Source organism: Streptomyces sp. NPDC055966 (genome assembly GCF_042269865.1).
Classification (GTDB): Bacteria; Actinomycetota; Actinomycetes; order Streptomycetales; family Streptomycetaceae; genus Streptomyces.
In genome coordinates, this window is record NZ_JBHJYK010000006.1 from 431998 (window position 1) to 442355 (window position 10358).

Below are 10358 nucleotides of genomic sequence, written 5' to 3' on the forward strand. Positions count from 1 at the left end.
GCACCTCACGCTAGGACCGGTCGGCCCGCCACGGCTTCTCCGATCCTGACCGGTTGCCGACACCGGCCCGCGATCTTCACCCGGGTGGCGCCCGTCACGCACCGGTCCGCCCTCATCCCGGCGCTGCAGCCGCCTGGATCCCCGGGCCGACGTGAATGCCGGTGACCTTGATGAGCCGCGGCCTAACCACGGAACTGGCCGCCGCGTGGGCGCGAGAGACCACGACGCCGCCGCAGACGGCTGACGGCCTCTCCCAGCACTCCGGTCGGCGCTCAGGCCGACGCCCGCCGCACCAGTTCCGTCGGCAGAATCACCGCCGCCGGATCCTCCCCGCCGATCTGCGCGAGCAGCACCCGCACCATTTCGCTGCTGATCCGGTCCCACGGCTGCCTGATCGTCGTCAGGGCCGGAGTGGCCGCTGTCGCCGCCGGGGAGTCGTCGAAGCCGCCGACAGCGATGTCATCCGGCACCTCCTTCCCGGCCCGGTGCAACGCCGCCAGCACGCCCTGCGCCATCAGGTCTGAGGCCACGAACACCGCGTCCATGTCCGGCGCCTGTGCCAGCAGCCGCTCCGCGCCCGCCTCACCGCTCGCCCGGCTGTAGTCGCCGGAGACGACGAGCCGTTCGTCGACCCCGATGCCGGCCTCGGTGAGCACCTCCTTGTACCCGGCGAGCCGCTCCACCCCACCCGGTGTGTCCAGCGGACCGGTGACCACACCGATCCTGCGCCGCCCCAGCGACAGCAGATGCCGGACCATGTCCCGCGCGCCGTCCCGGTCGTCGGCGGCCACGTAACTCACCTTCGAGCCCAGGCCGATGGGCTTTCCGCAGGCGACGAGCGGCACGCCCGCCTCCCGCAGTTCCTGCGCGACCGGATCACCGGAGTGGCTGGAGACCAGCAGCACCCCGTCGACGTGCCCGGCGGTGATGTACCGCGTGATGCGCCGCCGTTCGTCCTCGGTGCCCGCCAGCATCAGCAGGAGCGGCACGTCGTGCGCGGCCAGCGCCTGGGTGCAACCGCGCAGCAGGACATTGAAGTTGGGGTCCTCGAAGAACCGCTCCTGCGGCTCGGTCAGCAGAAAGCCGACCGAGTCGGAGCGTCCGGTGATCAGTGAACGGGCGTGCCGGTTCACGACGTACCCGGTCCTGCGGATGGCGGCGTTGACCGCCTCCTGCGCGGCGGGAGAGACGTAGTGCCCGCCGTTGAGCACGCGCGAGACGGTGCCGCGCGAGACGCCTGCCTCGCGCGCCACGTCGTGGATCGTCGGCGGTTTGCGCCGGCCGCCCGGATTGCTCATGGTCATGACTTTACGGCCCCGGACAGCAGGTCGAGGCTCCAGAACCGCTGAATGACCAGGAACAGGGCGATCAGCGGGAGGACCGCGAGGAACGCGCCCGTGATCACGAGGGTGTACAGCGCCGGGGTGTTGGAGCCCTGTTCCAGCAGCGTGTACAGGCCCAGCGTGAGCGGGAACTTCTCGTCGTCGCTGAGCATGATGAACGGCAGCAGGAAGTTGTTCCAGATCGCGACGAACTGGAACAGGAACACGGTGACCATGCCCGGGATCATCATCGGCAGCGCGATCCGGGTGAAGATCCGCCACTCGCTCGCCCCGTCCATGCGCCCGGCCTCCACCACATCGGCGGGGACGGCCGCGGCGGAGTAGATCCGGGCCAGGTAGACCCCGTACGGGGAGAGGATCTGCGGCAGCAGCACGGACAGGTAGGAGTCCGTCAGGTTCGCCTTCGCCAGCAGCAGGTACTGCGGGATCGCGAGGATCACCGGCGGCATCAGCACGCCCGCGAGCAGGACGTTGAAGATCGTCTCGCGGCCCTTGAAGCGGTAGGTCGCGAGCGCGTAGCCGCTGAACGCCGAGACGGCCGTGGAGAGCAGTGCGCCGAGACCGGCGTACAGGGCGGAGTTGCCCATCCACTTCCAGTAGACGCCCCCGCGGTAGGCGCTCAGGTCCTCGATGTTCCGCGTGAACCCGGTGCCCGGCAGGAAGGTGAAGGTGGAGAACAGCTCGTGCCCGGACTTGGTGGACGCGATCACCACCCACGCGACCGGCAGCAGCGTGTAGATCGCCCCGGCCAGCAGCGTGATCGTCGGCACCAGTGCGATCCGGCGGCGCAGCGGCGGACCCTGGGCCGTGCCAGGGGTGGTGCCCGCGGCCGGGGCCGCCTTGCGCAGGGCAAGAGAACTCATCGCGCGTCTCCTTGACTGACGTCCCGCTTGCTGCGGCTGTTCGCGGCCCGCAGGAACCCGAACGACAGCAGCAGCGTGACCAGGGCGATCAGGGTCGCCTCGGCGGCCGCCGAGTAGATGTCGTTGCGGCCGAAGGCGTCCTGGTACACCTTCATCAGCGGACTCCACGTCGTGTTGACGGAGTTGGTGAGCGGCTTGAGGGTCGTCGGTTCGTTGAAGACCTGGAGCGTCGCGATGATCGAGAAGAAGAAGGTCAGTACCAGCGAGGGCGCCACCATCGGGATCTTGATCTTCAGGGCGATCTGCAGCGGGCTCGCGCCGTCCAGCTTCGCCGCCTCGTACACCTCGGCCGGAATGGACCTCAACGACGTGTAGATGACGATCATGTTGAAGCCGGTGCCGCCCCAGACCGCGATGTTCGACAGGGCGAGATAGAGCGGACCGCCGTCCAGCAGGTTCGGCTGCGGCAGATGCAGCTTCGCCAGCAGGTAGTAGAAGGGGCTCACGTCCGGCAGGTACAGGAAGCCCCACAGCAGCGCCGCCACCACGCCGGGGACGGCGTACGGCAGGAAGATCGCGAGCCGGGTGAACGGTGTGAGCCGCACCCGCTCGGAGTCCAGCATCAGCGCGAACAGCAGGGCGAGGCCCAGCATCACCGGGACGACGATGCAGCCGTAGCCGAGCACGCGCAGCGCGCCCTGGAGCAGCTCGCTGTCCTTGAAGGCCTCGGTGTAGTTCGCGAAGCCGGCCCAGACCTCAGCGCGCGCACCCGCGCCCAGGCCGAGCCCGGAGACGTGCACCTTGCGGAAGCTGAGGAAGACGGCGTAACCGATGGGCAGCGCGAAGAAGAGGGCGAAGAGTGCGGTGGCGGGGAAGAGGAAGGCGTACGGGGCCCCCTTGACCCCGTACGACTTCCGGCGTGCGGGGCTCGTCACTGGGAAACCCCGAAGCCCTGCTTCTTCATGTCGGCGACCGTGGCGTCCTGCATCGTCTTCAGGGCGGCGGCGAAGTCCGACTTGTTCTTGGCGGCGGAGCCGAACGCGTCGTTGAACGACGTGTAGGCGACGTTCACGTTCGGGCCCCACGCCGAGGGCGCCGTGGTCTTCGCGATGTCGGCGGCCTTGGTGTAGAAGTCGGCCTGGTTCGAGAAGTAGTCCGGCGGGTTGGAGAAGGCGCCACTGAGCTGCGCGGACGTGGAGGCCGGGTAGATGCCGCCGTCCTTGGCCAGCGCGTTCAGGGCGTCGTGGTCCGTGTTCAGCCAGGCGGCGAACTTCGCGGCCGCCTCCTTGTGCGCGGAGTCGGTGGTCACGGCCGTGGAGGAACCGCCCCAGCTGCCGGTCACGTCCTCGGTCGCCGACCACTGCGGCAGCGGCGCCATCGCCCACTTGCCCTTCGTGTCGGGCGCGGCCGTGGTCAGCGTGCCCGGCGCCCACACGGCGCTCACCCAGGCGAGCTGCTTGCCGGTGTCCAGCGCCTTGTTCCAGGCGGGGGTGTACATCGGCTGGTTGTCGATGACGCCTTCCTTGACCAGCCCGCCCCAGAACGTGGCGACCTTCTGGGTGGCCGTGTCGTCGATGGCGACCTTCCACTTGCCGCCGGAGGCGGTCCACCACTTGGCGCCGGCCTGCTGGGCGAGACCGGCGAAGAGGCCGGAGTCGTTGGCGGAGAAGGTGGTCAGGTCCTTGTCCGGCGCCTTCTTCTTCAACTGGCGGGCGGTCTCGGCGAACTGCTCCCAGGTGGTGGGGACCGTCAGGCCGTACTTCTTGAACAGGTCCGCGCGGTAGTAGAACATCATCGGCCCGATGTCCTGCGGGACGGCGTAGACGGCGTTCGTGCCGAGCGTGGTCTGCTGCCAGACGCCGTCGGCGAACTTGCCCTTGATGTCACCGACCTGCTGGGAGATGTCGGCCAGCGCGTCGTTGCTGACCAGGGTCGGCAGCGCCTGGTACTCGGCCTGCACCAGGTCCGGGGCCTTCTTCGCCTTGTGCGCGGTGAGGATCTTGGTGACCAGCGTGTCGCCGGACGCCTGCTTCTTCACCGTGACCGTGATCTGGTCCTTCTTCCCCGGCCCCTTGTTCCACAGGTCCACGACCTTGTCCATGCCGGGCGTCCAGGTCCAGTACGTCAGCGAGACCGGACCGGACTCGGACTTGCTGTCGTCCCCGGAGCCGCAGGCGGCGAGGGTGGTCGCGCCGAGCGCGACGGCGAGGGCGGTTGTCACGAGGCGACGACGCTTCGTGTGCGGCATGGTTTCTCCCCTGACCTGGGTCCCCGCCTCCTGCGGGGACCTGCCATGCAGATGTGCACGTTCACATGAACTAGGTCCTCGCCTGTCCGGAGTCCCCGCCATGCTTCTGTGAGCGTTCACAGTAGAGAAACATCCCGGACACTTGTCAATGGTTGTTGCTGTGCGGTTATGTTGGGCTCGCACCGCCTCCGTTGTGTGTGCACGTTCCCAAATGATCGATTCAACGGGAGACACCCATGCCGGACACCAGCCCCAGGGGCCTCACCAGGCTCGCCTTCGGTGGCGACTACAACCCCGAGCAGTGGCCGGAAAGCGTCTGGCTGGAGGACGTCCGGCTGATGCGGGAGGCCGGCGTCACGATGGTGAGCGTCGGGATCTTCTCCTGGGCCCTGCTGGAACCGGCCCCGGGGGAGTACGACTTCGGCTGGCTCGACCGGGTGATCGGCCTGCTCCACGAGAACGGCATCCGCGTCGACCTCGGCACGCCGACCGTCGCCCCGCCCGCCTGGTTCTACCGCGCGCATCCCGAGGCCCTGCCGGTGACCGCCGACGGCACGCGATACGAGTTCGGCTCCCGCGGCGCGATCTGCCACAGCAACGCCGACTACCGGGCCGCGGCCGGGGCGATCACCGTGAAACTCGCCGAACGCTACGGCGACCACCCCGCACTCGCCCTGTGGCACGTCCACAACGAGTACGGCGTCCCCGTCTCCGCCTGCTACTGCGACTCCTGCGCCGCACACTTCCGCCGCTGGCTCGCCCGGACCCACGGCACCGTCGAAGCCGTCAACGAGGCCTGGGGGACGGCCTTCTGGGGGCAGCGCTACACGGGCTTCGAGCAGATCAACCCGCCCCGGGCCACCCCGACCGTCGGCAACCCGGGCCAGGCCCTGGACTACAAGCGGTTCGCCGACGCGACCATCCGCGAGAACTTCACCGCCGAACGCGACATCCTGCACCGCCTGTCACCCGGTGTCCCGGTCACCACGAACTTCATGACCGCGCTCAGCCAGTGCGACTCGATCGACTACTGGTCCTGGGGCCGCGAGGTCGACCTCGTCACCAACGACCATTACCTGATCACCGACGGCCGCCGCACCCACGTCAACCTCGCGATGGCCGCCGACCTCACCCGGTCCGTGGCCGGAGGCGCACCCTGGCTGCTCCTCGAACACTCCACCTCCGGCGTCAACTGGCAGCCGCGCAACCCCGCGAAGGCCCCCGGCCAGATGGCCCGCAACTCGCTCGCCCACGTGGCCCGCGGCTCCGAGGGCGCGATGTTCTTCCAGTGGCGCCAGTCCCGGCGCGGCGCCGAGAAGTTCCACTCGGCGATGCTGCCGCACGGCGGCACCGACACCCGGGTGTGGCGCGAGGTGGTCGAACTCGGCGCGTCCGTCGACTCGTTGAGCACGATCCGCGGCACCCGCACGGAGGCCGACGTCGCCATGCTGTGGGACTGGCAGTCCTGGTGGGCGCAGAACCTCTCCTGGCGCCCCAGCGAGGACCACGACCCACGCGAACGCGCCGACTCCTTCTACGAGGCCCTCTACGACCGCCACCTCACGGTCGACTTCGCCCACCCGGAAGCCGACTTGTCGGCCTATCCCCTTGTCGTCGTACCGGCCCTCTACCTGATGACGGAGGCGGCCGGGAACAACGTCCGGGAGTACGTCGAGAACGGCGGCACGCTCGTGGTGTCGTACTTCTCCGGCATCGTCGACGAGTACGACGCCGTGCACGAGGGCGCCTACCCGGGCGCGCTGCGCGACGTCCTCGGTCTGACGGTGGAGGAGTTCTCGCCGCTGCTCAAGGACGAGCGGGTGCGGCTGGCCGGACCCGACGGCTCCGAGCTGACCGGGGACGTGTGGACGGAGTTCGTCGTGCCGCGCGGCGCCGAGACCGTGTGGACCTACGCCGACGGGCTCACCGCCGGCCGCCCCGCCGTCACCCGGCACCGGCTCGGCGACGGCACCGCCTGGTACGTCTCCACCCGCCTCGACGCCCATGGCCTGGACGCGCTGATCGGCTGGGCCGCCGACGACGCCCGGCTCGCGCCGCGCGCAGACCTGCCCCGGGACGTCGAAGTGGTGCGCCGCAGCGGCGCGTCGGGCACGTACCTCTTCGCGATCAACCACACCGCCGGCGACACCAAGGTGCCGCTGGAGTCGCCCGGCACCGAGCTGCTGACGGGCGAACGCGCCGCGGGCCGCCTCCCGGTCCCGGCAGGGGCCGTACGGGTCGTACGACTCGACGGCTGAGCAGGCTCCCCTCCGCCCGCGTGTGCCACGAGAGCCGCGGGCGGAGGGGTTCTCCTCCAGCCCCGCCGGAGGACACCCCTCCCCAGTCACGTCGAAGGGACGACGGACGATGAAGTTCCATCCCGGACGCACCACCAGAGCCCTGCTGCTGCCGCTCACGGCCGGGCTCGCCCTCACCTTCCTGCCCGCGCAGGCCGCCCACGCCGCGAGCACGCTGACCAACGGCGGCTTCGAGGCCGACGGCACCGGCACGGCCACACCCACCGGCTGGTCCGAGTACGGCGACACCGGGGCCTCGTACACCGAGTCCGGCGGCCACAGCGGCAGTTACCGCCTCACCCAGTACGCGGCGTCCGCCTACAAGGTGGAGACGTACCAGTACGTGTCGGGCCTGACCAACGGCGACTACACGTTGACCGCCTGGGTCCGCTCCAGTGGCGGGCAGAACGCCGCGTACATAGCGCTCAAGAATTGCGGGAGTGCCGAACAGCGCACCGATCTGCCCCTCTCGTCCAGTGGGTGGATCCGTATCGTCACGCCGATCAAGGTGACGAACAGTCAGTGCACCATCAGCATCAACAGTGACGCGAATGCCGGCAACTGGATCAATGTTGACGATCTGACCTTCACATCCGGCACCACCGGCACGTCCATCCACGGCGCCGACATCTCCTCCCTCGCCAAGAGCGAGGCCAAGGGCGGTGCCTACAAGACGAGTTCGGGCACCACGGGCGACGCCCTGGCCATCCTGAAGTCGTACGGCATGAACTACGCCCGCCTGAAGGTCTGGGTGAACCCGGCGGACGGCTTCAACGACAAGGCACACGTCCTCGCGATGGCCAAGCGCATCAAGGCGCAGGGCATGAAGCTCCTGGTCGACTGCCACTACTCGGACACCTGGGCGGACCCCGGAGCCCAGACCAAGCCGGCCGCATGGACGGGCCATACATACAGTCAACTCAAGACGGACGTGTACAACCACACGTACGACGTCCTGAACGCGTTGAAGGCTCAAGGAACCACCGCCGACATGGTCCAGATCGGCAATGAGATCAATGGCGGCATCCTGTGGTCCGAGGGTTCCACGTCCAACTGGAGCCAGCTGGCCGGTCTGCTCAACTCGGGCTACGACGCCGCCAAGGCGGTCAGCTCCTCCACGGTCGTGGCGCTGCACCTGGCCAAGGGCGGTGACAAGTCCGGCACGGAGTGGTGGTTCGACAACGCGGTCGCGAACGGCGTGAAGTTCGACGCGATCGGCCTGTCGTACTACGGCTACTGGCACGGCCCGCTCTCCGACTTCCAGACCACCCTGGACGACGCGGCCTCCCGCTACGGCAAGCCCGTCTTCGTCGCCGAGACCGCCTACCCGTTCACACTGGCCAACAACGACGCGCTGGAGAACCAGATCGACACCACCGCCAAGCTGGTCTCCGGCTACCCGGCGACCGTGGCCGGCCAGACCAAGTGGATGAACGACGTCGCGAGCATCGTGGAGGCCGTCCCGGGCGGCCGTGGCCTCGGCGTCTTCTACTGGGAGGCCACCTGGACCGCCGTGTCCGGCAACGGCTGGGACCCGACCGACGCCACCTCCGGCAACGGCTGGGAGAACCAGGCCCTGTTCGGCTACGACGACAAGGCGCTCTCCTCCATGACGTGGTTCAGCCACCGCTGAACCACCCCGGCAGGGGGCCCGGCCGTAAGGGGCGGCCGGGCCCCCGTCGTCGTACACGGCCCGGGCCCGTTACTCCTCGGCCGCATGCCCGTCCCGTACCGGACAACGGCCGTCGAGTGCCGCACACGACGGCGTCGCCCGGGCCACAGTGGGAACACTGCGTACGAGGAGGCGGCGACGGAGGGCGGACGGATGACGGGAGCACCCTCGGGCCGGATACGGCGCACCATCCTGGAGTGGCTCAAGGACCCGGCGGCCCACTTCCCGGCCCGCGGGCGCGGCGACCTCGCCGAGACCGGTGTCACCGCGCGGGCCGTCGCCGTCAAGCTGGGCGTCCCGCCCCGCACAGCCCGCGCCCACCTCGACTTCCTCACCCGCCTCGGCCTGCTGCGCACCCGCCGCGTGCGCTGCCGCGTCTGCTACCGGCGCGACGAGATGCGCATCGCCGAGGTCGCCCGCGTCTTCGAGAAAGGCTGGTGAGGCCCGGCCCCGGGAGCGGATCCGTGTTCCGGCCCCCGCCCGCCGGGGGCAGCAGGTAAGAGTTCGTCGTGAACTTGCCCATGATGACCGCGGAGGTTGTGGCCGGCGCGCTCCTGGGCCACCTCGCCGACCGCGCCGTGCGGGCCCGCCACGACTCGGTCGTCCCCTGGGGTACGTTCGTCGTGAACAGCTCCGGGCGCCTCGTCCTCGGGACGTTCGCAGCTGTCGTGTCCACCGGGGTCACAGGCTTTCACCTGCAACTTCTCCTGGATGCCGGACTGTGCGGGGCGTCGGCGCCGTGCTCCGCCTTCTCCGGCGAGACCCTGCGGCCGACCAGGGTCGGCTCGGGGCTCTACGCTGCCGTCAACGTCGTCGCGAGCGTGGCGGCCGGGCTCGCTGCAGCGCTCGCGGGGTTCGCCCTCGCCGGTACGTTGTTTGCCTGGCTCTTGCCCTACGGTCGGGCATAGTAAGACTGTCTACAGCACTGTCGACCAGCCGTTCCTCCTCTTCCCCAGAACTGGATCCCATGAGCGCCATCTCCGTCGGTCAGGCCGTCGTCCTCGGAGTCGTCGAGGGGGTGACCGAGTTCCTCCCGGTGTCCTCCACCGGTCACCTGAAGATCACCGAGGGGCTCATGAACATCCCCGTCGACGACAAGTCCGTGGTCGGCTTCTCCGCCGTCATCCAGGTCGGCGCCATCGCCGCCGTGCTCGTGTACTTCTTCAAGGACATCAAGCGCATCGTCTCCGCCTGGTTCCGCGGTCTGACCAACCGCGAGGAGCGCTATCACCACGACTACAAGTTCGCCTGGTGGGTGATCGCCGCCACCATCCCGATCGTCATCGTGGGCCTGGCCGCCAAGCCGCTGATCGACGGCGCCCTCGGCTCGCTGTGGGTGGTGGCCGGCTCGCTGATCGTCGGCTCCGGTGTGATGTGGGCGGCCGACCAGATGGGACGGCACAAGCGCGGCGAGGACGACACCTCGTTCAAGGACGCCATGTGGGTCGGCTGCTCCCAGATCCTCGCCCTGCTCTTCCCCGGCTTCTCCCGCTCCGGCGCCACCATGTCCACCGCGCTCATCCTGGACCTCGACCGGGTGGCCGCCACCCGGCTGTCGTTCTTCCTCGGCATCCCGGCCCTGACCGGCGCAGGCATCTACGAGCTGAAGGACGCCCTCGGCGCCGGCGTGGGCGCGGCCCCGCTGGCCGTCGGCACCCTCGTGTCCTTCGTCGTCGCCTACGCCTCCATCGCGTGGCTGCTGAAGTTCGTCGCCAAGCACTCCTTCAACGCGTTCGTGATCTACCGGATCGTGATCGGCGTGGGCCTGCTCGGCCTGCTCGCCACGGGCGTGCTCAGCGCCTGACCGAAGACCGCTGATCACCCACGGGGTGGGGGGGGGGGGGTTTAGGGGGGGGCCCCCCCCCCCCGTTTTAAGTATAGGAGGCAACGAAAAACATTGGTGGGGCCCCCACCCACGGACCACCCAGAAAACGA

General features: G+C 69.2%; 9 protein-coding genes. 5 read left to right on the forward strand and 4 right to left on the reverse strand.

Annotated elements, in window-relative coordinates:
• Positions 1 to 272: 272 nt before the first annotated feature.
• From ACFC8N_RS16355 to ACFC8N_RS16370, 4 genes are read right to left on the reverse strand one after another with little or no spacing between them, the layout of a single operon-like run.
• Entirely contained in the window at positions 273 to 1304 is a 1032-nt protein-coding gene (locus ACFC8N_RS16355) for a LacI family DNA-binding transcriptional regulator (protein WP_356023613.1), read from the reverse strand.
• Positions 1301 to 2206 carry a carbohydrate ABC transporter permease gene (locus ACFC8N_RS16360; RefSeq protein ID WP_362820127.1) on the reverse strand — a complete coding sequence of 302 codons (906 nt, stop codon included), beginning with the start codon at positions 2204 to 2206 and terminating at the stop codon, positions 1301 to 1303. Before ACFC8N_RS16360 ends, ACFC8N_RS16355 begins: the two co-directional genes overlap by 4 nt.
• Positions 2203 to 3141, reverse strand: a complete 939-nt coding sequence (locus ACFC8N_RS16365) for a sugar ABC transporter permease (RefSeq protein ID WP_356023617.1) — start codon at positions 3139 to 3141, stop codon at positions 2203 to 2205. Before ACFC8N_RS16365 ends, ACFC8N_RS16360 begins: the two co-directional genes overlap by 4 nt.
• Positions 3138 to 4454: an ABC transporter substrate-binding protein gene (locus tag ACFC8N_RS16370; protein ID WP_376288498.1), complete on the reverse strand. Its 1317-nt coding sequence runs from the start codon at positions 4452 to 4454 to the stop codon at positions 3138 to 3140. The genes ACFC8N_RS16365 and ACFC8N_RS16370 overlap by 4 nt, the downstream gene beginning before the upstream one ends.
• 236 nt (positions 4455 to 4690) lie before the next feature.
• On the opposite strand from ACFC8N_RS16370, the gene ACFC8N_RS16375 reads away from it, so the two are divergent.
• The 5 genes from ACFC8N_RS16375 to ACFC8N_RS16395 all read left to right on the forward strand — a co-directional run bounded on the left by ACFC8N_RS16375 (position 4691) and on the right by ACFC8N_RS16395 (position 10227).
• A complete protein-coding gene (locus ACFC8N_RS16375; RefSeq protein ID WP_376288499.1) occupies positions 4691 to 6712 on the forward strand; it encodes a beta-galactosidase in 2022 nt (673 codons plus the stop codon).
• 109 nt (positions 6713 to 6821) lie between these two features.
• Positions 6822 to 8384: a glycosyl hydrolase 53 family protein gene (locus ACFC8N_RS16380; protein WP_376288500.1), complete on the forward strand. Its 1563-nt coding sequence runs from the start codon at positions 6822 to 6824 to the stop codon at positions 8382 to 8384.
• A 192-nt stretch (positions 8385 to 8576) separates the two neighbouring features.
• A complete protein-coding gene (locus ACFC8N_RS16385) occupies positions 8577 to 8864 on the forward strand; it encodes an ArsR family transcriptional regulator (protein ID WP_376288501.1) in 288 nt (95 codons plus the stop codon).
• A gap of 83 nt (positions 8865 to 8947) precedes the next feature.
• Positions 8948 to 9331 (forward strand): CrcB family protein, encoded by a 384-nt coding sequence (locus tag ACFC8N_RS16390; RefSeq protein WP_376288502.1) that lies wholly within the window; start codon positions 8948 to 8950, stop codon positions 9329 to 9331.
• A gap of 59 nt (positions 9332 to 9390) precedes the next feature.
• Positions 9391 to 10227, forward strand: coding sequence for an undecaprenyl-diphosphate phosphatase (locus ACFC8N_RS16395; RefSeq protein ID WP_356023629.1), 837 nt, complete (start codon positions 9391 to 9393; stop codon positions 10225 to 10227).
• Positions 10228 to 10358: the final 131 nt, after the last annotated feature.

Bases quoted from the DNA above. Each gene is read 5' to 3' on its own strand.
- ACFC8N_RS16360 (WP_362820127.1), bottom strand. From the start codon at position 2,206: ATGAGTTCTCTTGCCCTGCGCAAGGCGGCCCCGGCCGCGGGCACCACC.
- ACFC8N_RS16370 (WP_376288498.1), bottom strand. From the start codon at position 4,454: ATGCCGCACACGAAGCGTCGTCGCCTCGTGACAACCGCCCTCGCCGTC.
- ACFC8N_RS16380 (WP_376288500.1), top strand. From the start codon at position 6,822: ATGAAGTTCCATCCCGGACGCACCACCAGAGCCCTGCTGCTGCCGCTC.
- ACFC8N_RS16375 (WP_376288499.1), top strand. From the start codon at position 4,691: ATGCCGGACACCAGCCCCAGGGGCCTCACCAGGCTCGCCTTCGGTGGC.
- ACFC8N_RS16395 (WP_356023629.1), top strand. From the start codon at position 9,391: ATGAGCGCCATCTCCGTCGGTCAGGCCGTCGTCCTCGGAGTCGTCGAG.
- ACFC8N_RS16390 (WP_376288502.1), top strand. From the start codon at position 8,948: ATGACCGCGGAGGTTGTGGCCGGCGCGCTCCTGGGCCACCTCGCCGAC.
- ACFC8N_RS16355 (WP_356023613.1), bottom strand. From the start codon at position 1,304: ATGACCATGAGCAATCCGGGCGGCCGGCGCAAACCGCCGACGATCCAC.
- ACFC8N_RS16385 (WP_376288501.1), top strand. From the start codon at position 8,577: ATGACGGGAGCACCCTCGGGCCGGATACGGCGCACCATCCTGGAGTGG.